At 71.4% G+C, this 25431-nt stretch carries 20 protein-coding genes and 2 tRNA genes; 10 read left to right on the top strand and 12 right to left on the bottom strand.

Features of this window, described 5'->3' with window-relative positions; all coding sequences use genetic code 11:
- Positions 1–12 precede the first annotated feature (12 nt).
- Positions 13–876, top strand: coding sequence for an RNA polymerase sigma factor SigF (locus ACWCXX_RS07805; RefSeq protein ID WP_451125417.1), 864 nt, complete (start codon positions 13–15; stop codon positions 874–876).
- Between the two features lie 67 nt (positions 877–943).
- The gene (locus tag ACWCXX_RS07800) at positions 944–1723 is read left to right on the top strand and encodes a hypothetical protein (RefSeq protein ID WP_451125415.1); all 780 of its coding nucleotides are present in this window, start codon (positions 944–946) and stop codon (positions 1721–1723) included.
- A gap of 48 nt (positions 1724–1771) precedes the next feature.
- Here ACWCXX_RS07800 and ACWCXX_RS07795 read toward each other — a convergent pair whose 3' ends face one another.
- Positions 1772–1981, bottom strand: coding sequence for a hypothetical protein (locus ACWCXX_RS07795; protein WP_148837043.1), 210 nt, complete (start codon positions 1979–1981; stop codon positions 1772–1774).
- Between the two features lie 511 nt (positions 1982–2492).
- On the opposite strand from ACWCXX_RS07795, the gene ACWCXX_RS07790 reads away from it, so the two are divergent.
- From ACWCXX_RS07790 to ACWCXX_RS07780, 3 genes are all read left to right on the top strand, one after another.
- The gene (locus ACWCXX_RS07790) at positions 2493–3014 is read left to right on the top strand and encodes a MarR family winged helix-turn-helix transcriptional regulator (protein WP_451125640.1); all 522 of its coding nucleotides are present in this window, start codon (positions 2493–2495) and stop codon (positions 3012–3014) included.
- A gap of 23 nt (positions 3015–3037) precedes the next feature.
- Entirely contained in the window at positions 3038–5530 is a 2493-nt protein-coding gene (locus ACWCXX_RS07785) for an MFS transporter (RefSeq protein ID WP_451125413.1), read from the top strand.
- A 203-nt stretch (positions 5531–5733) separates the two neighbouring features.
- Positions 5734–6549, top strand: a complete 816-nt coding sequence (locus ACWCXX_RS07780; protein ID WP_451125411.1) for a YceI family protein — start codon at positions 5734–5736, stop codon at positions 6547–6549.
- Positions 6550–6675: 126 nt separating this feature from the next.
- Here the strand turns inward: ACWCXX_RS07780 and ACWCXX_RS07775 are convergent, their stop codons facing one another.
- Complete coding sequence (locus ACWCXX_RS07775) at positions 6676–7434, bottom strand: TetR/AcrR family transcriptional regulator (RefSeq protein WP_451125409.1); 759 nt, start codon at positions 7432–7434, stop codon at positions 6676–6678.
- 188 nt (positions 7435–7622) lie between these two features.
- On the bottom strand, positions 7623–9146 hold the full coding sequence (locus ACWCXX_RS07770) for an MFS transporter (protein WP_451125407.1): 1524 nt from the start codon (positions 9144–9146) through the stop codon (positions 7623–7625).
- 131 nt (positions 9147–9277) lie between these two features.
- On the opposite strand from ACWCXX_RS07770, the gene ACWCXX_RS07765 reads away from it, so the two are divergent.
- Positions 9278–10177, top strand: a complete 900-nt coding sequence (locus ACWCXX_RS07765) for an endonuclease/exonuclease/phosphatase family protein (RefSeq protein ID WP_451125405.1) — start codon at positions 9278–9280, stop codon at positions 10175–10177.
- 60 nt (positions 10178–10237) lie between these two features.
- Here the strand turns inward: ACWCXX_RS07765 and ACWCXX_RS07760 are convergent, their stop codons facing one another.
- From ACWCXX_RS07760 to ACWCXX_RS07730, 7 genes are all read right to left on the bottom strand, one after another.
- Positions 10238–12523, bottom strand: a complete 2286-nt coding sequence (locus tag ACWCXX_RS07760; protein WP_451125403.1) for an ArnT family glycosyltransferase — start codon at positions 12521–12523, stop codon at positions 10238–10240.
- Entirely contained in the window at positions 12520–13896 is a 1377-nt protein-coding gene (locus tag ACWCXX_RS07755; RefSeq protein ID WP_451125401.1) for a glycosyltransferase, read from the bottom strand. The genes ACWCXX_RS07760 and ACWCXX_RS07755 overlap by 4 nt, the downstream gene beginning before the upstream one ends.
- Positions 13897–14140: 244 nt before the next feature.
- Complete coding sequence (locus tag ACWCXX_RS07750) at positions 14141–15667, bottom strand: ATP-binding protein (protein WP_451125399.1); 1527 nt, start codon at positions 15665–15667, stop codon at positions 14141–14143.
- Positions 15668–15716: 49 nt separating this feature from the next.
- Complete coding sequence (locus ACWCXX_RS07745) at positions 15717–16514, bottom strand: response regulator transcription factor (protein ID WP_451125397.1); 798 nt, start codon at positions 16512–16514, stop codon at positions 15717–15719.
- A gap of 90 nt (positions 16515–16604) precedes the next feature.
- A complete protein-coding gene (locus tag ACWCXX_RS07740; RefSeq protein ID WP_451125395.1) occupies positions 16605–17483 on the bottom strand; it encodes an amidohydrolase family protein in 879 nt (292 codons plus the stop codon).
- Between the two features lie 118 nt (positions 17484–17601).
- Entirely contained in the window at positions 17602–18531 is a 930-nt protein-coding gene (locus ACWCXX_RS07735) for a DUF2797 domain-containing protein (protein ID WP_451125393.1), read from the bottom strand.
- A 126-nt stretch (positions 18532–18657) separates the two neighbouring features.
- On the bottom strand, positions 18658–19026 hold the full coding sequence (locus ACWCXX_RS07730) for a hypothetical protein (protein ID WP_451125391.1): 369 nt from the start codon (positions 19024–19026) through the stop codon (positions 18658–18660).
- Between the two features lie 768 nt (positions 19027–19794).
- Between ACWCXX_RS07730 and ACWCXX_RS07725 the strand changes: the two genes are divergently transcribed.
- From ACWCXX_RS07725 to ACWCXX_RS07715, 3 genes are all read left to right on the top strand, one after another.
- Complete coding sequence (locus ACWCXX_RS07725; RefSeq protein ID WP_451125389.1) at positions 19795–20268, top strand: hypothetical protein; 474 nt, start codon at positions 19795–19797, stop codon at positions 20266–20268.
- Between the two features lie 395 nt (positions 20269–20663).
- Positions 20664–22415 (top strand): NHL repeat-containing protein, encoded by a 1752-nt coding sequence (locus tag ACWCXX_RS07720; protein ID WP_451125387.1) that lies wholly within the window; start codon positions 20664–20666, stop codon positions 22413–22415.
- A gap of 48 nt (positions 22416–22463) precedes the next feature.
- Positions 22464–22718: a tyrosine-type recombinase/integrase gene (locus ACWCXX_RS07715; protein ID WP_451125639.1), complete on the top strand. Its 255-nt coding sequence runs from the start codon at positions 22464–22466 to the stop codon at positions 22716–22718.
- A gap of 149 nt (positions 22719–22867) precedes the next feature.
- On the opposite strand, the gene ACWCXX_RS07710 is transcribed toward ACWCXX_RS07715, so the two are convergent.
- Positions 22868–22940, bottom strand: a tRNA-Arg gene (locus ACWCXX_RS07710).
- A gap of 652 nt (positions 22941–23592) precedes the next feature.
- Between ACWCXX_RS07710 and ACWCXX_RS07705 the strand changes: the two genes are divergently transcribed.
- A complete protein-coding gene (locus ACWCXX_RS07705; RefSeq protein ID WP_451125385.1) occupies positions 23593–24990 on the top strand; it encodes a DUF7507 domain-containing protein in 1398 nt (465 codons plus the stop codon).
- A gap of 109 nt (positions 24991–25099) precedes the next feature.
- Here ACWCXX_RS07705 and ACWCXX_RS07700 read toward each other — a convergent pair.
- Positions 25100–25190: transfer RNA gene (locus tag ACWCXX_RS07700), tRNA-Ser, on the bottom strand.
- Between the last annotated feature and the right edge of the window lie 241 nt (positions 25191–25431).

The raw sequence follows: 25431 nt of genomic DNA, 5'->3' as shown, positions 1-25431 counted from the left end.
CAAGGGGGTGGCATGTCCGAAGAACAGGGCAGCTCGAAGGTGCTCACGCTCACCAAGCACGAACCCGCACCCGCAGCGCTCACCAGCTCGCCGGAAGCCATCGACACCCGCACTCTGTCCCGCTCCCTGTTCCTGCGGCTCGCCGCGCTGGGCCCTGCCGAACCCGACGGAACGGACAGCCCGGAGCGTGCCTACGTACGGGACACACTCATCGAGCTCAACCTCCCGCTGGTGCGGTACGCCGCGGCGCGTTTCCGCAGCCGCAACGAACCGATGGAGGACATCGTCCAGGTCGGCACGATCGGGCTGATCAAGGCGATCGACCGGTTCGACTGCGAACGGGGCGTGGAGTTCCCGACGTTCGCGATGCCGACCGTCGTCGGGGAGATCAAGCGGTTCTTCCGCGACACCTCGTGGTCGGTGCGCGTCCCGCGCCGGCTCCAGGAGCTGCGGCTCGCGCTGACGAAGACCAGCGACGAGCTCGCCCAGAAGCTCGACCGGTCGCCGACCGTGCCCGAGCTGGCCAAGGCGCTCGGGGTCTCCGAGGAGGACGTGGTCGACGGGCTGGCCGTCGGCAACGCGTACACCGCCTCCTCGCTGGACTCGCCCTCCCCGGAGGACGACGGCGGCGAGGGCTCCCTCGCGGACCGGCTCGGCTACGAGGACTCGGCGCTGGAAGGCGTCGAGTACCGCGAATCGCTCAAGCCGCTGCTGGCCAAGCTGCCGCCGCGCGAGCGCCAGATCATCATGCTGCGGTTCTTCGCCAACATGACCCAGTCGCAGATCGGCGAGGAGGTCGGCATCTCGCAGATGCACGTCTCGCGCCTGCTGACCCGTACGCTCGCCCAGCTCAGGGAAGGACTCATCGCCGACTGATCACCGTGGACTCCCGTACCGGAGCACGAGGGTTCAGATTTGACGATCCGTCAGCCACACTGGCGCGATGCGACGTCAGATGCTCGATTCGAACGGCCGCCGAGGCACCGTGACAGCCGCCTCGGCGGCTGTGCTGTGTCTGGGGCTGGGTGGTGCGCTGACCGGCTGCGGCGGCGCGACGGGCGACGGCTACACAGCGGTCGGCGCGGCGGGAGCGGGTCCCGAGCGGGCTCCCGCCGGGGCGGTGGCGCCGTCGGGGAAGGTGACGCTGATCCCGCTGGACCGGGACGGCCGAAGCGACCGCGACAGGAGCGGGGGCGACGGAAACGGCGACCGGAGGACCGAGGGGCGTTCCGGGGGGCCGGAGGCCTCGCCGGGGCCGTCGGCGCGGGGCGGCGGGCCGACAGGCGGTGCGGGGGACGGCAAGGACACCGCGAGCGGCGGGGTCTCCGGCACGCCCAGCGCTCCCAGTACGCCCGGGTCCGGGAACGGGCCCCCGTCCCCCTCTCGTCCCGGCCCCGGGCCCACCACCCCGGCGGAGCCCGCCGTACTCATGGTGGGCGCCCCCGTGCGGGCGGCGGCGGACGAGCGCTGGTGCGAGAAGGTGACCGTGGAGTTCCGGAACACCGGAGGATCTCCGGCGCGCTCGGGGACGGTCACCTTCGCCACGCACATCATCGGCGGGCTGGGAATCGACTGGGGGACCATCGAGTCGAGCGGGCCGCTGCCCGCGCCGATCGACGCGGGAGCGGCGCGGACGAAGACGTACACCGTCTGCGTGGACGCCTGGCGGGTGCCCCTGGGAATGCATGTCGAGACCAGGGAGGTCACCGCCGTATCGGAGTGACGGATGGGGACGGGCGGGGCGGTAGTGGGTGGAGCGGTCCGGCTCCGGTCAGCCGAGCGCGAGCCAGGCGACCGCGCCGAGGACGACGACCACCGCGACGACCGCGGCGATCACTCCGACCTTCGGTCCGCTCGACGCGGCAGGCTGCTGCCGACGCTGCGGCTCGCCCTCGTCGACGAAGGCGCGGAACATCTGGGTGCTGCCGGCCGGGTCGTGGTTGCCCTCGGGGCCCTGCGGGGCGTGGGGGTTGTGTGCCATGGGCCAGGACCCTAGCGAACTCGGCACAACCGCCCAACCCCGGGTCCACGAAGGGCCGGAGCCGGGCCCGACGGCCGGGACGGGAAACCTCGGGACCCGGTGCGGGAGCCCCCGCGGGGGGGGCGGCACGAGAGCCTCCCGCAGGGTCGGCATGGAAGCCTCCCCCGGGGGCGGTAAAAGGGACTTCCGCAGGGTCGATACGGAAGCCCCTCACGGGTCGGCGCGGAAGCCCCCGCAGGTCGATACGGAAGCCCCTCACGCACGGGGCGCCGTGCAAAAGCCCCCCGGGTCAGCGCGGAAGCCTCCTGCCGTCGCCCCCGGCGCCCCTCCTGTGGCACGAGACACACCCGCCCCGAGGCGCCCCTCGCACGCTGCGCCTTTGACCCGCGCCCTACGGAGCCTTTTGCGTTCCTTTACTTCTGCAAGCCCCCTTTCGTTTGCCTGCAGCAACCAATGGCCCATATGGTTGCCCTAAGCAACAAGATGAGATGACGAGATGTCTGGGGGCCCCGTGGCCGCACGGAGTCAGTACGAAGAACTGGCCCGGCAGCTCAGCGCCGTAGGGGCCGTCAAGCGGGGACTCGTCCGCAGTCTGCCCGCCGACTGTCCGGGCGGCTCCGCCGCCGTACTGGCCCTTCTCCAGCGGCACGGCGAGATGCGGATCAGCCGACTGGCCGAGCTGCTGGACGTCGACATGTCTGTGACCAGCCGTCATGTCGCCCACGTGGCCGAGCGTGGCTGGATCGAACGGTCGCCGGACCCGGCGGACAAGCGGTCCCGCATCCTGCGGCTGACCCCTGACGGGATCTCCGTCCTCAGCGATCTGAACCGGCGGACCACCGAGATGTTCGCCCACCACCTCTCCGACTGGTCCGACGACGAGGTCGGACAGCTCAACACGCTGTTGGCCCGGCTGCGCGACAGCTTCGCCTGTCGCGGTCCCGGTGTGAACGGCCCCGGAAAGCACGGCGGCGACCGCCGTTCCCGGCATGCCGGCAGCGACAACGACGTGCACACCCGTACACCCGTGTAACAGAAGCAAAGACAAGGAACTCAATGGCTACGACCACACCCACCGGTGTGCGGGGCGGCCACGCCAAGCACGGGGGGTCGCCCGACCCCTCGTCCGGCGCGCCGATGACACACCGGCAGATCATGGAGGCCCTGGCCGGGCTGATGCTCGGCATGTTCGTCGCGATCCTGTCGTCGACGGTCGTCTCCAACGCTCTTCCGGAGATCATCTCCGACCTCGGTGGCGGCCAGAGCGCCTACACCTGGGTCGTCACGGCCTCACTGCTGGCGATGACCGCCACCACCCCCCTGTGGGGCAAGCTCGCCGACCTGTTCAGCAAGAAGCTGCTGGTCCAGATAGCCCTCGTCATCTACGTCGCGGGCTCGGTCGTGGCCGGCCTGTCGACCAGCAGCGGCATGCTGATCGCCTGCCGCGTGATCCAGGGCATCGGCGTCGGCGGGCTCTCCGCCCTGGCGCAGATCGTGATGGCGGCGATGATCGCCCCGCGCGAGCGCGGTCGTTACAGCGGTTACATCGGTGCGGTGTTCGCCGTCGCCACCGTCGGCGGCCCGCTGCTCGGCGGCGTCATCACCGACACCAGCTGGATGGGCTGGCGCTGGTGCTTCTACGTCGGTGTGCCGTTCGCCGTCATCGCGCTGATCGTGCTCCAGAAGACTCTGAAGCTCCCGGTCGTGAAGCGTGAGGTCAAGGTCGACTGGTGGGGCGCGTTCTTCATCAGCGCCGCCGTGTCGCTGCTGCTCGTCTGGGTGACCTTCGCGGGTGACAAGTACGACTGGCTGTCCTGGCAGACCGCCGCGATGGTCATCGGTTCCGTCGTCCTCGGCGCGATCTTCGTCGCCGTCGAGACCAGGGCCAGCGAGCCGATCATCCCGCTGCGCCTCTTCCGCAACCGCACCATCACGCTGGCCTCGCTGGCCTCGCTGTTCGTCGGCATCGCGATGTTCGCGGGCACCGTCTTCTTCAGCCAGTACTTCCAGCTGGCGCGCGGCGAGTCGCCGACGATGTCCGGTGTCCTGACGATCCCGATGATCGCGGGCCTGTTCATCTCCTCGACCGTCTCGGGCCAGATCATCACCAAGACCGGCCGCTGGAAGATCTGGCTGGTCAGCGGTGGCTTCCTGGTCACCGCCGGGCTCGGACTGCTGGGCAGCATCCGGTACGACACGGAGTACTGGCACATCGCGGTCTACATGGCCGTGATGGGGCTCGGCATCGGCATGATGATGCAGAACCTGGTGCTCGCCACGCAGAACCAGGTCGCCCCGTCCGACCTCGGTGCCGCCAGCTCCGTCGTCACCTTCTTCCGTTCCCTCGGCGGTGCGATCGGCGTCTCGGCGCTGGGCGCCGTCATGGCCAACCGCGTCACCCACTACGTCAAGGACGGCCTCGCGGAGCTCGGTCCCCAGGGCGCGGCCATGGGCCACGGCGGTACCGGCGGCGGGGGCATCCCCGACCTGGACAAGCTGCCCGAGCCGTTCCGCACGGTCGTGGAGAGCGCCTACGGGCACGGGGTCGCCGACGTCTTCCTGTACGCCGCCCCGGCCGCGCTGATCGCCTTCCTGATCACGATCTTCATCAAGGAGGTCGCGCTGAAGTCGAGCACGGTGAGCGAGACCCCCGCCACCGACGAGGCCACCGCTGTCGACGGGGCCCCCGTTGCCGTCGAGGCCACCGTCACGGACCTGGTCCCCGTCGCCGCCGCGGCGGAGGCCACGGTCACTGCTGTGGAGGCCCCGGTCGCCACCCTGCGGGGCACGGCCGTGCGCGGTGTGGTCCGCGGTGCCGAGGGCGCGCCCCTGGCGGGTGCCGCCGTCACACTGATCTCGCTGGCCGGCCGGCAGCTGGGGCGCTCCGTCGCCCGGCCCGACGGCGGCTACGAGCTGGACGCGCCGGGCTCCGGCAGCTACGTCCTGATCGCGTCCGCCGACGGCTTCCAGCCGCAGGCGTCCACCGTGGTCGTCGGCGAGGAGCCGGTCGCGTTCGACATCCTGCTCTCCGGTACGAGCGGACTGGCCGGGACCGTGCGGACCGCGGAGACCGCCGCGCCGATCCGGGACGCCATGGTCGTCGTGACCGATGTGCGCGGCGACGTGCTGGCCACCGGCACGTCCGGCGAGACGGGCGAATTCGTCTTCGGGGAACTGGTTCCCGGTTCGGTGACCGTCGCGGTGAACGCCGCCGGGTTCCGTCCGCTGGCGCTGCCGGTGGAGATCGGCAGCCAGGGCGTCACCCGGATCGAGGCCGCGCTGCAGACCGGCGCCCTGGTGCGGGGCGTCGTGCGGGCCGGTGCCGCCGGGCGACCGCTGCCGGACGCACGGGTGACATTGGTGGACGCGGCAGGCAATGTGGTCGCCACCGCGACGACCGGGGAGGACGGGGCGTACGCCTTCGCCGACCTGGACGCGGGCGAGTACTCGGTCATCGCGACCGGCTACCCGCCGGTGGCCGGCGCGCTGACCGTGGCCGGTCACGGGGTCGACGGCCACGACATCGAGCTCGCCCACCCCGGCGAGTAACGGACCTCCGGCGGGCCGGCGCTTCGAGCGGAGGCGCCGACCCGCGGGTGGAAAAGGGCCCCGGTGGCGGGACGGCAGGCAGGGGACGGCCTGCCGTCGTCGCCCCGGGGCCCGACTCATGGAGTCACCGGGCGGGGCGAGCAGGGCCGGCGGGACGAGCACGACGAGCAGCAGTACGAGCAAGGAGAGCAGGGAGAGAACGGATGGGACTTCGCGCACAGGTACGGACGCGGGACGGCTGGGCGGTCCAGCACGCGGTCGTGACGGTCACCGACATGACCGGCGCGCAGGTGCTGCGGGCCGCGGTCGACGAGGACGGGGCGGTGCGGACCGACACCCCCTTCCAGGCAGGCGCGTACACGGTGATCGTCACGGCGATCGGGTACGCCCCCGCCGCCTCCACCGCCCTCGTCACGGCGAGCGGGCGGATCGAGGCAGGCACGGTGGTGCTGGCCCGCCAGGGCGGTGTGGAACTGCCGGCGCCGGGCACCTGGTCGCTGGACCCGGCGCACTCCTCGGTGTGCGCGTCGGCGCAGCACCTGGGGATCTCCAGCGTGCGCGGCCGGTTCAGCGAGTTCAGCGGCCGGATCGAGATCTCGAAGGACGTCGAGCTGTCCCGGGTGGAGGCCGTGATCGGCGCGGCCAGCATCGACACCGGCAACGGCATGCGGGACAAGCACCTGCGCTCGCCGGACTTCCTGGACGTGGACCGGTTCCCGGAGATCACGTACCGCTCGAACGGGCTGACCCCGGTCGGCCCCGACCGCTGGCTGGTCCACGGCGAACTCTCGCTGCACGGCGTGGTGCGCCCGGTGGACCTGGACCTGAGCTACCTGGGGACCGGTCCGGACCCGTGGGGCGGGGTGCGCGCGGCCTTCAACGCGACGGCTGAACTGCACCGCGAGGACTTCGCGATGAACTACAACCAGGTGGTGCGGGCGGGCATCTCGGCGATCGGTACGAAGCTGCGGGTGGACCTCGACATCCAGGCCGTGCAGGGCGAGTCCCTGCCGTCCTGACCCGGGCCGTGCGGGGCGGGCTCCCGCCGTCGGTGTCCGCGGACACCGACGGCCGACGGCCGGCAGACGGCCGACAACCGGAGACCCGGGGCCCTCGGCCGTCGGCTCTCGGCGCCGCCGCCCCCTCTACCGGTCCCGCAGCGCCTCGATGCCCGCGATGAGCAGGTCCAGGGCGACGACGAAGTCGCGGTCGCGGATCTCCTCGACCGTGTCGTCGCCGCGGGCCTCCATCAGCTCCTGCGAGGACTCCATGATCCGGCTCGCCTGCGGCTGGTCCCGGATGGTCCCCAGCGCGTACCGGTAGTACTCCTCCTGGGTCATGCCCGCGGCCGAGCTGCGCTGCGCGAAGTGCCCCTCGATGGTGCCGAATCCGTACACGAACTGGAAGACCGCGGAGAGCGCGCCGGCCTGGCGTTCCAGCGGCAGGCCCGTCGCCCGGATCACGTCCTGGATGGAGTGCGACATCAGCAGCGCGTGCGGGCCGATGTTGAGGTAGTGCCCGGCGAGCGTGGACACCCAGACGTGCCGGACCAGCAGGTTGCGGTACTCGGTCGCCAGTGCGCGCAGCCGGTCGTGCCAGTGCGCGTCCTCGCACGGGGGCGGGAGTTCGCCGAAGGCCGCGTCGAGGGCCAGTTCCAGCAGGTCGTCCTTGTTGTCCACGTACCAGTAGAGGGACATCGCCGTGACGTTCAGCTCGGCGGCGAGCCGGCGCATGGAGAACTTGGCGAGGCCCTCGGCGTCCAGCAGCCGGACCGAGGCCGCGGTGATCCTGTCCCGGTCGAGGCCGGGCTGCCGGTCCGCCTTGCGGGTGCGCGACGGTGTCGACCGGTCCAGCCACACACTGGGCCTGGCGGGGTTCTTCACGCGCTCGGTCGCGGACACCATGACGTTCTCTCCTCGTCTTGCCCGTGGGGGACCCTGCCCGTGGGGATGTTGCCCAGGGGGACATTGCCCGCGGGACGTTGTCCGTGGGACACGGAACCCTGCCTCCGGGGCGGCCCCGCCGCGTACGCCTGCGCGCGCACGTGTACGCGGTGGAACCCGCGGCAGGTCCCGCACGCCCCGTCACGATGCTATGCCGCGGCCCCGGCCGAAGCTCCCCGAGCCGTTTGCGCCCGCTCCGCACGGCGCAGGAGCAGGGCGGCGAGCAGGCCGCCGGCCAGCACCGCGGCAGCCCCGACGAGCTGGCTGGTCTCCAGCCCCGAGGCGAAGGCGTCCGTGATCCGCGCCCGTTCGCCGTCGTCCTCGGCCGAGGCGAGCGCGACGGGCAGCGAGGCGGTCCCGACGGCGGCCGGCACGAGGGCCCCGAACCGGGAGTTGAGGACCGCGCCGAGCACGGCCACGCCCAGGCCGTTGCCGAATTCGGCGAGCGTGCCGTTGACCCCGGCGCCCACGCCCGCCTTCTCCGGCGGAATGGCGCTCATGATCGCGTTGGCCATGGCGGGCATGGCGAGCGCGATGCCCACCCCCATCACGACCAGGCCGAGCAGCATCCCGCCGTAGCCGTTGCCGCCGAGCAGCGCGACGGCGGCCAGGCCCGCGGCCAGCAGGCTCATTCCGGCCGCGATCGTGACCGGCGTGCCCAGCCTGGGCACCAGCTTGGCGCCCAGGCCGGTGAGGTTGAGGGCGATGACGCTCAGTGCCAGCGGGGCGGTGCGCAGCCCGGCCTCCAGCGGCCCGTGGCCGAGGACGAACTGGAGCTGCTGGGTGAGCAGGAAGAGCGAGCCGCCCATCCCGAAGGCGACGAGGATCGCGCCCGCGACCGCCCCGATGAACTTCTCGTCGCGGAAGAAGTGCATGTCCAGCATCGGGTACGGGATGTGCAGCTCCCACAGCACGAAGCCGACGACGAAGACGATGCCGACGGCCGCGGTCAGCAGCACCCGGCCCGACGTCCAGCCGTGCTCCGGGCCGGAGATGATCGCGTACACGGTGGCCGCCATGCCGATGGTGGAGAGCAGGGCGCCGAGCAGGTCGGGGCGGTCGCCGCCGGGGTTCTTGGCCTCCGGGACGAGCCGGGCGACGGCGACCAGGCCGAGGGCCGCGACCGGAATGTTGATCAGGAAGATCGATCCCCACCAGAAGTGGTCGAGCATCACGCCGCCGACCAGCGGCCCGATGGCGAAGCCGAGCGAGCTGACGGTCGACCAGATGCCGATCGCCCTGACCCGCTCGCCGTCGTCGAAGACCTGCACGACGACGGCCAGGGTCGTGGTCATCAGCAGCGCGCCGCCGATGCCCATGCCGGCGCGGGCCGCGATCAGTTGTGCGGACGACTGGGACAGCCCGGCCACCAGCGAACCGATGCCGAACAGGGCGAGCCCCGTGATCAGCATCTTCTTGCGGCCGTAGCGGTCGGCGGAGCTGCCGGCCGTGAGCAGCAGGCCCGACTGGACGAGCGAGTAGGCGTTGATCATCCACTGCACATCGGCGGTGGAGGCTTCCAGCTCCCGGGTGAGGGAGGGGATCGCGACGTTGAGGACGGTGTTGTCCAGCAGCACGGTGAGCTGGGCGAGACAGATGACGCCGAGGATCAGCCAGCGTTGCGGATGGCTCGGCGACGAGAGGGGGCTCTGCTCTGCGGCAGTCGCCGTCATACGGGTCCCTGCTTTCTTGTACGGCGTATAGGAGGCAGCAGTCGTACACCGTACAAGACTTCTTGTACGGTGTACGACTCCTTTGTTCGCGGTACCGTGCTCGCCGCTGATCCGACAAGGGCTGGAGTGGTATGTCACTGCGTCGTCGTACGGTGGAAGTGCTCGTCGCGGCAGGGCTGGTGGGGGCCGTTCTGGCGCCTCCCGCATCGGCCGCGGAGGCGGGGGCGGGCTCGGGTTCGGGGCATGCGGTGCCGCTGCGCGTGGTGACGTACAACATCCACGCGGGCGCGGGCGCGGACAACGTCTTCGACGTGGCCCGCCAGGCCGCCGAACTGCGCGCGCTGGACGCCGATGTGATCGGGCTCCAGGAGGTCGACTCCCACTGGGGCGCCCGCAGCGAGTGGCGCGATCTGGCGACCGAGCTGGCCGAACGGCTGGACATGCGGGTGTCGTTCGCCCCGATCTACAGCCTCGATCCGCAGACCGCCGGGGCGCCCCGGCGCGAGTTCGGGGTGGCGGTGCTGTCCCGGTACCGCATCGTGAGCGCGGAGAACCACGAGATCACCCGGCTCTCCACCCAGGACCCCGACCCGGTGCCCGCCCCCGCCCCCGGCTTCGGCGAGGTGACCCTGCGGGTGGAGGGGCTGCCGGTGCACGTGTACGTGACGCACCTCGACTACCGGGCCGATCCGTCCGTCCGGGCCGCCCAGGTCACCGACACCCGGCGGATCATGGCCGCGGACGAGAACGGGGGCGGGGCGGCCGGGCCGGGGGCAGGCCGGGGGCCTGCCCGGCAGATCCTGCTCGGCGACTTCAACGCGGCGCCCACCGCCCCCGAACTCGCCCCGCTGTGGGAGAAGTTGACGGACGTCGATCCGGGCGGGCCGACGTACCCGGCATCGGCCCCGGCGCAGCGGATCGACTACGTGGCGGTGTCGAAGGACTCCGTACGGGTACGCGACGCGGCGGTGGCCGAGACGCTCGCCTCGGACCACCGCCCGGTCGTCGCGGACCTGCTGCTGCGGCGCTGAGCCCTTGAGCTCCTACGCGTCGCTCTTCGGACCGGCGGTCAGGTCGTGGTCAGGTCGTGGTCAGGTCGTGGTCAGGTCGTAGAAGGTGGCACTGCCGACCGCGACCTTCTCGAAGTTCTCCTCCACCCACGAGGAGATCGAGGACGAGGTGCTGTCGCCACCACCCATGCCGCCCATACCGCCCGTGCCGCTCGCGATGAAGTAGTGGATCCGGCCGTCCTCGACGTATTTCTTGAACTGGGAGAGCGTCGGGGACGGGTCGCTTCCGTTGAAGCCGCCGATCGCCATCACCGGCTCCTCGGTGGCGAGTTGGTAGCTCGCGGCGTTCTGCGAGCCGATGGCCGCCGCGACCCAGGTGTAGTTTCCGGCGTCCTTCTCCAGGAGCTTCTTCGCCGCGGAGCCGACGGACGAGCCGTTGAGGAGACCGCCCATGCCGCCCCCTCCGCCTCCGCCGTCTCCCTTGCCGGAACCGCCCTCGGACGTGCCGCCGGGCATACCACCTGCCATGCCACCGGGTGCGCCGCCGGGGATGGGGAAGGCGCCGGGGGTCCGGCCCTGCTGCCCGCCGGGGAAGCCACCCGGGAAGCCGCCGTCCTGGGACCGGCCCGTGCCGCCCTGCTGGTTGCCCTGGCCCGGGGGCCGCATGCCGCCGGGGAAGCCGCCGTCCCCGCGCCCGCCGGGACCGCCCATCGGGCCGCCGCCACCGGGCGGTCCCGCCGTGACGATCGAGCCCTGGTGCCCGGTGTTCAGCGTGCTGAGGGTGTACGCCGCCGGGCCCGCCAGCGATGCGGCGAAGCTCACCGCCACCACCGCCGTCACCACGACCGCCGGCCTGCGCCCCGGCCGCGCGACGAACAGCAGCCCGGTCGCGCCCACCAGACCGCCGACGAGGATCGCCCAGCGCAGCCACGGCAGGTAGTCCGGGGTCCGGCCCAGCAGGACGTACGCCCAGAGCGCGGTCACGGCGACCGAGCCGCCCAGCGCCCCACGCGCCCACCACCTGGCCCGTTCCTCCCACAGGACCGTGACGCCCATGCCGACGAGCGCGGCGAGGTACGGGGCCAGGGCGACCGTGTAGTACTGGTGGAAGATGCCCGCCATGAAGCTGAAGACGGCCATCGTCATCAGCAGCGAGGAACCCCAGGCGAGGAACGCCGCGCGGGCGGTGTCGGTGCGCTTCGCCCGCCAGGTCAGCACGAGGCCCGCGACGAGCAGGATCAGCGCGGCGGGCAGCAGCCAGGAGATCTGGCCGCCGGTCTCGGAGTTGAACATCCGGCCGATGCCGGTTTCCCCCCACTGGCCGCCACCACCGCCGAAATCGCCACCGGGGCCGCCGCCCCGGCCGCCTCCGCCTCCTCCGACGCTGCCGGTCTCGTTGCCGTTGATCCGGCCGAGGCCGTTGTATCCGAAGGTCAGCTCCAGGAAGGAGTTGTTCTGCGAGCCGCCGATGTACGGGCGCGACGAGGCGGGCCACAGTTCGACGACCGCGACCCACCAGCCGCCCGCGACGACCGCCGCCAGGGCCGAGAGCCCCAGCCGGCCGAACCTCCGGCGGACGGGCCCCGGCGCGCACACCGCGTACAGCACGGCCAGCGGCGGCAGGATCAGGAACGCCTGGAGGGTCTTCGTCAGGAAGGCCGTCCCGACCGCGGCCCCCGCCCCCACCAGCCACGCCGTCCGGCCGTTCTCCATCGCGCGCAGCACGCAGTGGACGGTGACGGTCATCAGCAACGCCAGCAGCGCGTCCGGGTTGTTGAAGCGGAACATCAGCGCGGCGACCGGCGTGAGCCCGAACACCGCCACCGTGATCAGCCCGGCCACGGCGTTGAAACGGCGCCGCACCGCCGCGTACAGCACCCCGGCCGTGGCCACCCCCATCAGCACCTGCGGGGCAAGGATCGCCCAGGAGCCGAGGCCGAGGACCCGCACCGAGAGGGCCATCGGCCACAGCGCGGCGGGCGGCTTGTCGACGGTGATCGCGCCGGCCGCGTCCAGCGAGCCGAAGAAAAGGGCCTTCCAGCTGCGGCTGCCCGCCTGGGCGGCGGCGGAGTAGAAGGAGTTGGCGTAGCCGGAGGCGCTGAGGTTCCAGAAGTACGCGAGCGCGACGACCAGCAGCAGCCCGAGGAAGGCCGGGCGCGCCCAGCGCGGGTCCTCGGGCCTGCCCCGCAGGACACGGCGGTACGCCGGGCCGCCCGGACGCCCGTGGCCCGGCGCGGCGGCGGGCAGGGGCGAGGACGGCGGCGGGGACGGGGGCTTCGGTGCTCCCGCCGGTGCCTCCGGTGCTCCCGGTGGGGGTACTGGAGCTCCTTGCGGGAGCGGGAAACCGTCGGGGGGCAGTGTGGTCATCGGACGTTCCCCTGTTCGTGCTGGGTGCCGACGGCGGCGCCGGTGGTCCCGGCGGTCCGGTCGGCCCCGGTGGCCCCGGTGGCCCCGACAGTCCGGCCTGCCTCAGCAGCCCCGGCGACCCCAGTGGTCCGGTCCGGGAAGACCCAGGCGCGGAAGAGCAGGAACCGCAGGACCGTCGCCGCGAGGTTGGCCGCGATCAGCACGGCGAGTTCCGTCCCGTGCGACGGCGATCCGGACGCCGCTTCCAGCGCGGCCAGCGAGCCGCTGGTCAGGGCGAGACCGATGGCGAAAACGACGAGGCCCTGCGCCTGGTGGCGGACGGCCCCGCTCCGACCGCGTACCCCGAAGGTGAGCCTCCGGTTGGCCGCCGTGTTGGCGACGGCCGAGACCAGCAGGGCGCCGCCGTTGGCGAGCTGCGGGCCGCCGCCCAGCCGGAAGAGCGAGTACAGGGCGAGGTAGAAGAGCGTGGAGAGCGCGCCGACCACGCAGAACCCGACGAGCCGGCGGGCCAGACCGCCGGGCACCCCCTTCAGCGTGCGGTCGCGCGGATCGTCCCCGAAGGGTCTCGCCAGCCGGTCCAGCGGCAGCGCGCCCACCGCCAGCGCCCGCCCCACCCGCCACACGCCCTTCAGGTCCTCCGTCGCCGTCCGCACGATGTGGACACTGGAGTCCGGGTCGTCGACCCAGTCGACCGGCACCTCGTGGATGCGCAGCCCGGCCCGCTCGGCGAGGACCAGCATCTCCGTGTCGAAGAACCACCCGGTGTCCTCGACCATCGGCAGCAGCCGCTGCGCCACCTCGCGGCGGACGGCCTTGAACCCGCACTGCGCGTCGCTGAACCGGGCGGCCAGCGACGAACGGAGGACGAGGTTGTAGGCGCGCGAGACGAACTCCCGCTTCGGCCCGCGCACCACCCGCGAGCTGCGGGTCAGCCGGGAGCCGATGGCCAGGTCGGAGTGGCCCGAGATCAGCGGCGCGACCAGCGGCAGCAGCGCGTTGAGGTCGGTCGAGAGATCGACGTCCATGTACGCCAGGACCGGGGCGTCCGAGTGCGACCAGACGGTGCGCAGCGCCCGCCCGCGCCCCTTCTCCTCCAGCCGGTACGACCGCACCCGGGGCATCTCCGCCGCGAGCCGGTCCGCCACCTGCGGCGTCCGGTCTGTGCTGGCGTTGTCCGCGACGGTGATCCGGAAGGCGTACGGGAAGGTCCGCATCAGATGCTCGTGCAGACGCAGCACACAGGGTTCGAGGTCCTTCTCCTCGTTGTGGACGGGTACCACCACGTCGAGCACGGGGGCACCCGCCGTGTCGGCCGCCTCGGCGAGCAGGTGGTCCCGGGCGGGCAGGGTGCTCCGGGGAGTGTCGGTTCGCATGCCCCGACGTTCGCCAACCGTGCTGTCATGCCAATGTGTTGAACCTGTCCCCCACCTGTGAGTACGTCGGCGCGTACTACATGGGCGTGGTGTGCGTCGGCGGGACGGGCGTAGGCGGGACGGGCGTCGGCGCGTGCTGCGACGGCGTGGTGTGCGTCGGCGGGACAGGCATCGGCACGTGCTGCGACGGCGTGGTGTGCGTCGGCGGGACAGGCATCGGCACGTGCTGCGTCGGCGGGGCGGGCTACGGCACGTACGGCGTCGGCGCGTGCCGCATCGGGGCCGGCAGGTGCACGGCGAAGACCGTGCGTCCGGGCACCGATTCCACCTCCACCCGGCCGCCGTGCGCGGTGACGACGGCCTGCACGATGGCGAGCCCGAGACCGGTCGAGCCCGCGCCGCGCGAACGCGAGGCATCACCGCGCGCGAACCGTTCGAAGACGTGCGGCAGCAGCTCCGGCGGGATGCCGGGCCCGTCGTCCCGGACCTCCAGCGTCACCCGTGGCCGGCCGGTCGCGAACCGCACCCCGACGGTCACGGTCGTACCGGGCGGGGTGTGGGCGCGGGCGTTCGCCAGCAGGTTGACCAGCACCTGATGGAGCCGGGTCGGATCGCCGTGCACGGTCGCGGGCTCGTCCGGCAGTTCGAGGCGCCAGTGGTGGCCGCCCCCGTCGGCGGCGCGGGCGTCGCTCACGGCGTCGACGACGACCGGGGAGAGATCGGTGCGCTCCAGGGCGAGCGGGCGTCCGGCGTCCAGCCGGGCGAGCAGCAGCAGGTCCTCCACCATGCCCGTCATCCGCTCCGCCTCGGACTCGATCCGCCCCAGGGCGTGCCGGGTGTCGGGGCCGGTCTCCTCGCGCCCGCGCCGGGTCAGCTCGGCGTACCCGCGGATCGAGGCCAGCGGGGTGCGCAGCTCGTGGCTGGCGTCCGCGACGAACTGGCGCACCCGCGTCTCGCTCTCCTGGCGCGCCTCCAGGGCCGAACCGACGTGGCCCAGCATCCGGTTGAGCGCGGCGCCCACCTGACCGACCTCGGTGCGCGGGTCGGCCTCGGCGTCCGGGACCCGTTCCAGGAGCGCCACCTCGCCGCTGTGGAGCGGGAGTTCGGAGACCCGGGTGGCGGTCGTGGCGATCCGGCGCAACGGCCGCAGCGCGACGCCGACCATGACGGCGCCCGCGATGCCGGCCGCGATCAGACCGGCTCCGGTGACGCAGACCTCGACGAGGATCAGGGTGGTGAGCGCGGAGCCCACCTCGGCGGCGGGGAGCCCGACGAGGAGGATCGTCCCGTCCGGGTCCGTGACCGCCCGCACCCGGTTGGCGCCGAGCCCCGGCAGATCGACGCTCCGTGCCCCGTCCCCGGCGGTGACGCCCGCCGCCGCCAGGGCGTTTCGCTGGGTGCCGGTCATCGGCCGGCCGCCGTCCTCGGCCCCGGGCCCCGGCGCGGTGGCGCTCTCCACGACGACCCGCGACGCGGTGACCGTGCCGTCCGTCACCACGGCTCCGAAGGCGCCGACGGGCAGCCCGCGCGCGTCGACGAAGGCCAGTGGGTCGTGGATCCGCGGCACGTCGCCGCCGGGCATCGGCAGCCCGCCGCCGGGCGGCTTCGCGGCCCGTACGGCGATGGCGTTCAACTGGTCGTCGAGCTTCCCGTACATGTAGCTGCGGTAGGCGATGGTGGTGACCGAGCCGATGACCGCGGCGACGACGGCGATCAGCGTCACCGCCGAGACCACGAGCCGGGTCCGCAGCGTCCACGGGCCCTTCCGCAACCGCCTCGGGCGCCCGGCCCGCCCCACGTGTCCCGTGGCTCGCGCCGCGTCACTCACCGGGCTTGATGAGGTACCCCGCCCCGCGCCGGGTGTGGATCATCGGCGACCGCCCGGCGTCGATCTTCTTGCGCAGGTACGAGATGTACAGCTCGACGACGTTCGCCTGTCCGCCGAAGTCGTAGTTCCACACCCGGTCGAGGATCTGCGCCTTGCTCAGCACCCGCCTCGGGTTGCGCATCAGGAAACGCAGCAGCTCGAACTCGGTCGCGGTGAGGTGGATGGAGGTACCGGCCCGGCTCACCTCGTGGCTGTCCTCGTCGAGCACCAGGTCGCCGACGGTGAGCGTCGAGCCGCTGCGCACGGTCGCCGTGCCGGAGCGCCGGATCAGCCCGCGCAGCCGCGCCACGACCTCCTCCAGGCTGAACGGCTTGGTGACGTAGTCGTCGCCGCCCACCGTGAGACCGGCGATCCGGTCCTCCACCGCGTCGCGCGCGGTCAGGAACAGCACCGGGACCTCGGCGAGCTCCCGGCGCAGCCCGCCGAGCACGGCGAACCCGTCCGTGTCGGGCAGCATCACGTCGAGGATCACCACGTCCGGCCGGAAGTCGCGCGCCATCCGGACGGCCCCGGCACCGTCCCCGGCGCTGCGCACCTCCCAGCCCTCGTAGCGCAGGGCCATGGACAGCAGCTCGGCGAGCGGTGCCTCGTCGTCCACCACCAGCACGCGGACGGGGCTGCGGTCCGCCCTCAGCAGTTCGGTACGCCCGTGGGGCGAGGGCGTCGTCCGGGGCGGAGCCGTGGTGGTCCGGGGCGGAGCCGTCGTCCGGGGCGAGGTCGTCGTCGTCATGCCCCAACCCTGTGAGGCCCCTCTGAGAGGGATCTTTCCCGATTCTGTGAATTCCCTGAGAAAAACCGAAAGACGGACCGCCCCGGCGGCTCAGTCGACGGCGAACAGCGCGCTCGCGTTGTCGTGGCAGACCGCCCGCAGCCAGTCGTCCCCCAGCTCCAGCCGTTCCAGCGCGTGCAGTTGATGCACGTACGGGTACGGGATGTTCGGAAAGTCCGTGCCCAGCAGGATGCGGTCGCCGAGCGCCGCGAGCCGTCCCCGCTCGGCCGCCGGGAACGGGGTGAAGTCCTCCGTGAAGTCCGTGAACGCCATCGTCGTGTCGAGCCGCACCCCCGGGTACTTCTCCGCGAGGTCCAGGAACTCCGTGTACTCCGGCATCCCCATGTGGGCCACGACCAGCGGCAGCCGCGGATGCCGGGCGAGCAGCCGGCCGACCGGTTCGGGCCCCGTGTGCTTCCCGGGCGCCGGCCCCGAGCCGCAGTGCATCACCACCGGGACGCCCGCCTCCGAGAGCAGCCCCCAGACCGGCTCCAGCAGGGGGTCGTTGGCGTCGTACGCGCCGACCTGGACGTGCGACTTGAAGACCCGCGCCCCCGCCTCCACGGCCTCGCGCACGTACCGCTCCACGCCCTCCTCCGGGAAGAAGGTCGCGGTGTGCAGGCAGTCCGGCACCCGGCGCGCGAAATCGGCCGCCCAGCCGTTCAGCCAGGCCGCCATGCCGGCCTTGTGCGGGTACAGCATCGAGGTGAACCGGAGAACGCCGAACGAGCGCAGCAGCGCGAGCCGTTCGTCCTCGTCGTGCCGGTAGGCGATCGGCCACTCCATCCCGGTCAGCGGCCCGGCCGAGTCGAAGTACGCCCACACCTTGCGGAGCACCCGCTCGGGCATGAAGTGCGTGTGGACGTCGATGAGTCCGGGCAGCCCCAGCCGCTCCCGGAACCGCACGACGTCGTCGATGTCACCGCTCATCCTGTGCCCCTCTCACCCGGCCGTCGGACGGACCGCCCTGGACCGACGATCTCAGAACACCCGGCCCCTCGCCCCACCGCCCCTGTCCAGCTGTCCAGCTGTCCAGCTGTCCAGCTGTTCAGAACAGCCCGCCCTGCACCCCGCCACCCCCGATGTCGGTCAACGGCACCCGCACCCCGCCCCGTACGTCACCGCGCAGGTCGGCCCGTACATCACCCCGCGCCCCGGCTCGTGCGCCGACGGCCACCAGTTCCCACCCGGTCATCAGCCGGGTGTCCAGCACCACGGGCCCGTCCGTCGCCGTCTCCAGATGCAGATCGGGCCCGGCCGCCGCCACCAGCCGCCCCACGACCGCGCCCCCGTCCACCAGCTCGGTGACCGCCCACGCCACCTCCACCCCGTCGTCGAGCCCGAACACCCCGGCGTGATCGACCGCCTCGAACGGCAACCGCTCCAGCGACTCCGGCCACCCCGCCCCCTCCAGCGCCGCGGCCCGCCCGTACAGCTCCGCCACCTCGGCACCCCGTTCCGCCACCCCCGGCAACGCCCCGCGCACGGCGCGCTTCCTCGCGTACGGAATCCGGTCCGGCACCCCGAGCGCCGACCGCAGCACCTCCTCGGTCCGGCGCGCCGCCATCAAAGGCCCCCGGCCCAGCCAGCTGAACACCACGGCCCCCTGCTCCCGCAGCCGGGCCGCTCCCCGCTCCTCGGCCGTGATCCCGACCTTCACCATGCCGGGCCCGAACCAGGCCAGATACACGCGGTACGTCCTCGGGTCGTCGATGATCGTGTCGGCGGCCACCGAGTGCGCCCGGTCCAGCCGCGTGCACTCCGGGCACCGCGCCCCCGTGCTCCGCCCCGGCACCACGGCCCCCACCGGACACACGTTCCCCCGGGCCCCCACACAGCCCCGCTCCCCCTCGGCCCGGAACCCCAGCTCCGTCCCGTACGCCAACGCGCTCGCCCGCACCTCCCCGCCCCGCCGCCACCCCAGCACGGGCGCTCCTTGCGCCTCGGGCCACCGCAGCCCGGTGCACCGCCATCCCATGTACGAACTCCCGCGCAGGACCGATGAAGCCGATGAAGAAGAACCCCAAGGTTCCCAGGAGAACTCCACCCCGGGGGACCACACTTCCTGACCCCTGCCTCCCGCCCGGCCGGCCGGCCGACGACATCACACGCCCTGCCACCGCCCGGTGCGGGCGAACTCCTGGAGCCCGGCCTCGTGGGGCGCGCAGTCGAGCCCCTGCCCCCGCGCCCGGTCCGGGTCGAGGCACGTCTTCCGGTACGGGTCGGCGGTGTCGCCGATGACGGTGACCAGACTGCCCCGCACCCCCTCTTCCCGCATACGGGCCGTCAGGTGACAGATCCCCCAGAGGTTGGTGCCGGTGGCGGGCCCCGCCTCGATCCCGGTGACGGTGCGAAGCCACCGGGTGGCGGCGATGGACGCCGCGTCCGGTACCGGGATGACCAGATCCATCACCGTCGGCAGGAAACCGGGCTCGGTCCGCGGGCGGCCGATGCCCGGTATGCGCGAGGGCATCCCCGTGGCGTAGTCACCGCACCCGCTCGCCCACGCCGGGAAGTGGGCCGAGTTCTCCGGGTCCACCACCGCGAGCCGGGACGCGTGTCCGTGCCGCCGCAGATGGCGTCCGACATGACCGCTCCCCCGACACCATCGAGCCGCGGCACCCCGGCACCGGGAGAGTCCGCTCCCCGTGCGCCGACCGCCCTGATCAACGTGGCCATCACCGTACGACCAACGCAGGAGGCCCCGGATTTCTCCGGGGCCTCTTGCTTGCTGTGCACTCGGCAGAATTCGAACCTGCAACCTTCTGATCCGTAGGATCGGGCAGGCGGTTGGGCGGGGGCTCCGCCTTCCTCTCCGCTGATCGCTGATGGTCGTGATCAACGGTCTCTGTGCGCCGTCGTTGCCGTCAGGGTTGCCGTCAGCGCTGAACGGTGGCACCGACTGGCTCGCCGCGGTCGACGAAACCGGGGCAACGATCTGGAGCAAGCGGTACGGCCGTTCGTCCCTGTAGCGTTGGCGGTTTCGTCCCGGAGCCTCAACAATGGAGGTTGATGGCCGGATGCCATGCCGAGCGATGCTTTGCGCGATGGAAGTCGTCATCGGTAGGAGGCTCGGGCTACGGATTAGCACCCACCATTCCCAGAATATTCGCGTCTCCGACAATCCGTTCCACGGGCCGGTGTGAGTCGGCGGAGTGGCCATGGGCAGTTCGTCACCACAGGAGTCGGATCGGCGTTCAGGCGCGGATCATGCGTCTTGACGACGGCCGGGAGGTCGACCGTGGCACTCACCGAAACGGATCTGTTCAAGATCGACGATGCCGGTTTGGTGGAGCTGTTCCGCTCCAGTCCGCCGGGGGACATTCCGAAGGGACCACTGGAGGGCACCGCCATCGTCCGGTGGGGTGGCCGGCCGGCCAGGTCTCTCACCCGACTGGTGCCCCTGGTCCTGTGGCGGGGAAAGGTCTTCGTCCCCGAGGGCTACCTGAGCAACCGGTTGACCGCGTTCGACGTCCTCGGCATCGTGGCCCAGGTCTATATCGGGCCGAGCCTGGTGGACAGTCAGGACTGCATCGTCATCGACTACTCCAAAATCTCACTGGTTGCCCGCGGGGTTCGCGATGAAATGCGCGAAGTGAGTCCTGGACTGTATTTGGGCGTGGTCTGGCTGCTGGGCGCCAGGGTTGCCTGGTTCTCACTGAGGGTGCCGGAAAGCGCCGAAGCAACCGCAGTGAAGGAAGCCGAAACCGCATGATTCGGCCGATCGGCCGGCGGCGCTCATGCGGAACGCCGGCATCCTCGCCGACACTGCAGGCGCCAGGTGTACGCAGATGCCGATACGAGGAATTTTCGGACGGTTGAAGCGCTGCGCCGATTCTCTTCCCAGTTCAGGAATTCAGAGCGAAGGGTTCGAGAACGATGAGCACTCCAGGCATACGTGCTCGCAGGTCGGCCTCCCCGTTGAGGCGAGGGGCAAGAAGACGGTCCAGGGCTCTGCGGTGGACGTCAACCACCACCGCAGCGGCTTGCGCGGCCCTCGCCCTGCCGGCGGCCGGCACTGCGGCACCTGCTCTCGGTGCCGCGCCGGTCGCCGTGCAGGGGACCGTCACGGGGGCAGGGAAGCCGCTCGGAGGTGCTCAGATCACGCTCATGGCCGGTTCACGTTCCGGAGTCACGAAGCTGGGCCAGGCAACGGCCGACGCGCACGGTTCCTTCCGGATGACGTACACCAATCCTGCTGACGGCGTGCTGTACGTCGAGGCCACGCCCGCGCAGGCGCACAAGCTCCGGCTGCGCTCGGTCGTGGGGTTCGGTGCGGGCGGCGCGGTGCCCGAGCGGACACTGAGCAAGGTGACGGTCAACGAACTGACCACCGTCGCCGCGACGTACGCCCTTGCCCAGTTCAGTGACCAGCGTGGTATCACCGGGCCCAGCCCGGGGCTGCAAAACGCCGCCGCGACCTCGTTCAACCTGGCGGATCCAGCAACGGGCAAGGTCGGCGGTCCCATTACCGGCGACAGCGCCAACAGCGACACGCTGGCGACACAGAACACACTGGCCAACCTCGTCTCCCTCTGCGCGACGGACGACGCGCGCTGCGCCAAGCTCCTCCAAATGGCGACTCCCCAGGGCGGAACCAGGCCTGCCGACACGGTGCAGGCGGTTCTCAACCTCGTACACAATCCGACGCTGTCCCCAGACGGCCTGGAGGCCCTGGCGCGTTCCGCGAACGTCTTCACGCCCGCCCTCGCTTCAGCTCCTGCGGACTGGATCCTTGCCCTGCGCCACAGCGCGCCGCAGGTCTACGCGCCGGGCCGCATCGGGTTCGACGCCAAAGGCAACATATGGGCGTCGAACAACTGGAAGCCGGGTACACGGGATCCCAGCCGGTACGTCACCGTGCAGGACCCAACCGGCCGGCCGACCCTGGGCAGTCCCATCAGCGGCGGCGGCATGAAGGGCGGAGCGTGGGGACTCGCGATCGATCACGACGGTTCCGTGTGGGCACCCAGCTACGGCGGCAACGCGATGTCGAAATACTCCTCCTCCGGCACGCCACTGTCCCCCGCCAACGGCTGGACGAACGGCGGACTGAACAAGCCGCAGGGAGTCGCCGTCGACCAACGAGGCAACGTATGGATCGCCAACTCCTACGGCCTCAAGGGAAAACCCGGGGTGGGCAGCGTCGTCGTCTACCCCCACGGCGACCCGGACAAGGCCATCGTCATCAACGACAAGAGCTTCAACCACCCGTTCGCCGTCCAGATCGACGGCCAAGGGCGCGCCTGGGTGACCAACAGCCACTTCTCCCTGGAAGAAATCCGGCAATCACGACGCCCGAACAACGTCGGGGGGAGTGTCACGATCATCGGTCCCGACTTCAAGCCGATCAAGACCACCACCGGCAGCTCGCTCCAGGGCCCGCTGGGGCTCGCCCTGGACTCCAAGGGAAACGCCTGGGTCCCCAGCTTCTTCAGCAGCACGGTCACCGAGATCGGACCGAACGGAACGGTGGCGGGCGTGCACCCTCTGCCCAGAAGGGTTCTCCCCTGGTCGATCGCCATCGACGGCCAGGACCGCGTGTGGGTCGCCGGTTTCGGTGACTCCTCCGTGTCACTCCTGTGCGGAGTGAACAGCGCAGCCTGCCCGCCCGGGGCTTCCGCCGGCACCGTCCTGTCTCCCGCGCGAGGCTTCAAGAACAAGGCGATCCAGCACCTCACCGCGGTGCAGGTCGACCCCTCGGGCAACGTCTGGGTGGCCAACAACTGGTCGAAAATTGTCCCGCCCACCGGCGGCGTGGGACTGGTCGAACTCGTCGGCGTCGCTGCCCCGGTCTGCACCCCCCTGACCCCACTGCCCGTGCGCCCCTCGTCAACAAGCACGAACGCCTGCCCGAAGTAAGGTGCGGCGGCACGGCTGTACCCACGTCCATGAGGCCATCTCGTCAGACTGAAGCTTCCCGACCTGAACCGCTCCTTCGAGGCGCTGTGCGCCCGCGCCGGCGTCCGTGAGGTGCGTTTCCACAACCTGCGCCACACGTGCGCCTCGCTCCTCCACGAGCAGGGCGCCGACACCCGCATGATCATGGAAGTCCTGGGCCACAGCTCCATCCGGGTGACCATGGACATCTACACCTTCGTACGGCCGGCCCCAGCGCTCCGCCTTCGACCGCGTCGGGGATCTGCCGAGGGGCGACGGCAATGAGCCGGACGATGACGACGGCGCGGCGGGCGTCCCGGTAGCCATCTGATCGAACGCACTCCCGCCCCCCTGAGGCGGTTGCCGTCAAACACTGCCGTCACGGCAAAAGCCAGAGGCCCTGTGGATCACTCCACAGGGCCTCTGATTTGTTGTGCACTCGGCAGGATTCGAACCTGCAACCTTCTGATCCGTAGTCAGATGCTCTATCCGTTAAGCTACGAGTGCTTGTGCGTCCCGGGCTTTTTTCTTCCCGGTCGGCGTTGCGAGAACAACATTACATGACCTGCGCCGTAGCGCGAAATCCATTAACCAAACCCACCCCTACCTGCAGAAACGCCTCGATTCGCGACTACGCGGGGCGGTTGGCGGGCGGCTCGGGCGGGTCTCTGCGCTGCGGGGTCCGGGGTGCCGCGCGGGGCCGACTCGAGGCCCTCGCGGAGTCGCCACCAGGACCGGAACGCCGAAGGCCGCGGCAGGCCGCGATCGTGGCGCCGTTTCCGTACGGACCTCTCCGCGCGGGTGTCGTCGCGGCGTCGGAAGCGTCAACTCCGTTGGGGAAGGTTTCACCCTGCGCAAGGGTGGGCGCCGGAGGTGTGGTGAAGGTTTCCGGCCATGACGGGGTGGACGGGAGGGGTTCAGGGGGCCTGCGCGATGGGTGCGGCGCGACGGGGGGCGGGCCGGGTGGCGGCGCGGCGGGCGTCGGCCGGGGGGCGGGGGCGTAAACCCGTCGTGCGGGATTGACCGAACCACTCCGATCGTCACTTTACGTAGCTCCCCGAATGTATTGCGCTACCGGGTGTGTCGGTTCCGTCGCGGCGCACGGGCGTGCGGCCGGACGGCGGTGCATTCCAGCAGCGTCGACTTGAGGGGAAGAACCATGTCCACACCTCCTGCTCCGCTCCGGGTCAACCTGGCCAACGGCAGCTTCGAACAGCCCGCCGTCGCCAGCATGGAATTCCTGCCGGACGCCTCGCAGACGCAGGCACCCAAGCACGTTCCGGGCTGGCGCACCACCGCCTCCGACCACCTGATCGAGCTGTGGCACTCGGGCTTCAACGGGGTGGCGGCGGCCGAGGGCGCGCAGTTCGCCGAGCTCAACGCCAACCAGGTCTCCACGCTCTACCAGGACCTGCCCACCACCCCCGGAACGAAGCTGTACTGGCGGCTGTACCACCGCGGCCGCCAGGGCGACGACACCATGGCGCTGGACATCGGCGCGCCGGGCGCCGCGGTGCAGCAGCGGCGCTTCACCGACGGCAACACCGCCTGGGGCCACTACACCGGCACCTACACCGTCCCGGCCGGTCAGACGCTGACGCGCTTCGCCTTCCGTTCCGTCTCCGCCGCCGGCGGCAACCAGAGCATCGGCAACTTCCTGGACGGGATCTTCTTCGGCACCGCCCCCCACGTGGTGCTCACCAAGACCGCCGCGCCCATGGGACCGCTGGAGGTGGGCGACGTCATCACCTACCGCGTCAACGCCAGGAACGAGGGCTGCGGCGCGGCCGAGAACCTCGTCCTGACCGACGTCATCCCGCCGGGCACGACGTATCTGCCCGGTTCCCTGCGCATCGTCGACGGCCCGAACGCCGGCGTGAAGACCGACGCACAGGACGGCGACCAGGCGTACTACGACGCCGCGGCCGACGAGGTCGTCTTCAGACTCGGCAACACCACCACCGCCGGGGAGGGCGGCAGTCTGCCCAACACCGAGACCCTGCCCGGGGGAACCACGGCCGAGTACCGGGTCACCATCGACCGCGCCGCCGGCGGCAAGCAGATCAGGAACACCGCCACCGCCACCTACGAGAACCGGCTCGGCGACGTCCCGGAGCCGCTGACGTCCACCTCCGACGAACAGGTCACTCAGGTCGACCCGGCCGCCGACCTGTCCGTGGTCAAGGCGGCCGACGCGAGCACCGTCACCGTCGGCCAGACGGTGACCTACCGCATCACCGTTCGCAACGCCGGGCCGAACCGGGCCACCGGCGTCACCGTCACCGACCGGCTCCCGGACGGCCTCGCCCTCCTGTCCGCCGACGGCCCCGGAAGCTACGACCCGGCCACCGGGCGGTGGGCCGTGGGCGCCCTGGACGACGGCGCCGGAGCCACCCTCGTGCTGCGCGCCAAGGCCACCGCCCCCGGTCCGGTCCACAACTCCGCCACCGTCACCGGCAACGAGAAGGACCCCGACCCCGGCGACAACACCGACACCGTCACCATCTGCGTCGAGCCGGCCCCGACCTGCTGCGACCCCTGTGCCGCACGGAAGTAGCCGTCGGTCGGCGCAGGGCCGGCGGGACAGCTCCGGAAACGGCTTCGGAAACAATCGGAAACGACTCGGGGAGTTCGGCCGAAGTGGGCCGAACTCCCCGAGCAGAGAGCGGAGGCGGAGGGATTTGAACCCTCGATGGGCTTTAAGACCCAAACCGCATTAGCAGTGCGGCGCCATAGACCGGACTAGGCGACGCCTCCAGTACACCTCTCGCGCGAGCGCGAGCCGTGTGTGCAGATGATGACACAGCTGAGCGCCCTGTCACCAATCGCCGCCCACGGTACTAGGCAGTCGGGCACGAGGGCAAAGCGTTTGCGGTTGCGCAACGCCGCGGCGTGCGGACCGTTACTGAGGTTTTCGGGTTGTCGTCGGGTAGTGACGGTTCATGATCCCTGCGATATGCCGGTGGTATGCGTTATCCGGAGGGTGGGGGCTTGACTG

This window comes from Streptomyces sp. NPDC001732, assembly GCF_053596315.1.
This window is presented reverse-complemented; position numbering and strand designations above follow the sequence as displayed.

Coding starts and splice junctions, on each gene's coding strand:
- ACWCXX_RS07805 (WP_451125417.1), top strand. CDS start 13: ATGTCCGAAGAACAGGGCAGCTCGAAGGTGCTCACGCTCACCAAGCAC.
- ACWCXX_RS07800 (WP_451125415.1), top strand. CDS start 944: ATGCGACGTCAGATGCTCGATTCGAACGGCCGCCGAGGCACCGTGACA.
- ACWCXX_RS07795 (WP_148837043.1), bottom strand. CDS start 1,981: ATGGCACACAACCCCCACGCCCCGCAGGGCCCCGAGGGCAACCACGAC.
- ACWCXX_RS07785 (WP_451125413.1), top strand. CDS start 3,038: ATGGCTACGACCACACCCACCGGTGTGCGGGGCGGCCACGCCAAGCAC.
- ACWCXX_RS07780 (WP_451125411.1), top strand. CDS start 5,734: ATGGGACTTCGCGCACAGGTACGGACGCGGGACGGCTGGGCGGTCCAG.
- ACWCXX_RS07775 (WP_451125409.1), bottom strand. CDS start 7,434: ATGGTGTCCGCGACCGAGCGCGTGAAGAACCCCGCCAGGCCCAGTGTG.
- ACWCXX_RS07770 (WP_451125407.1), bottom strand. CDS start 9,146: ATGACGGCGACTGCCGCAGAGCAGAGCCCCCTCTCGTCGCCGAGCCAT.
- ACWCXX_RS07765 (WP_451125405.1), top strand. CDS start 9,278: ATGTCACTGCGTCGTCGTACGGTGGAAGTGCTCGTCGCGGCAGGGCTG.
- ACWCXX_RS07760 (WP_451125403.1), bottom strand. CDS start 12,523: ATGACCACACTGCCCCCCGACGGTTTCCCGCTCCCGCAAGGAGCTCCA.
- ACWCXX_RS07755 (WP_451125401.1), bottom strand. CDS start 13,896: ATGCGAACCGACACTCCCCGGAGCACCCTGCCCGCCCGGGACCACCTG.
- ACWCXX_RS07745 (WP_451125397.1), bottom strand. CDS start 16,514: ATGACGACGACGACCTCGCCCCGGACGACGGCTCCGCCCCGGACCACC.
- ACWCXX_RS07740 (WP_451125395.1), bottom strand. CDS start 17,483: ATGAGCGGTGACATCGACGACGTCGTGCGGTTCCGGGAGCGGCTGGGG.
- ACWCXX_RS07735 (WP_451125393.1), bottom strand. CDS start 18,531: ATGGGATGGCGGTGCACCGGGCTGCGGTGGCCCGAGGCGCAAGGAGCG.
- ACWCXX_RS07730 (WP_451125391.1), bottom strand. CDS start 19,026: ATGCCCTCGCGCATACCGGGCATCGGCCGCCCGCGGACCGAGCCCGGT.
- ACWCXX_RS07720 (WP_451125387.1), top strand. CDS start 20,664: ATGGCCGGTTCACGTTCCGGAGTCACGAAGCTGGGCCAGGCAACGGCC.
- ACWCXX_RS07705 (WP_451125385.1), top strand. CDS start 23,593: ATGTCCACACCTCCTGCTCCGCTCCGGGTCAACCTGGCCAACGGCAGC.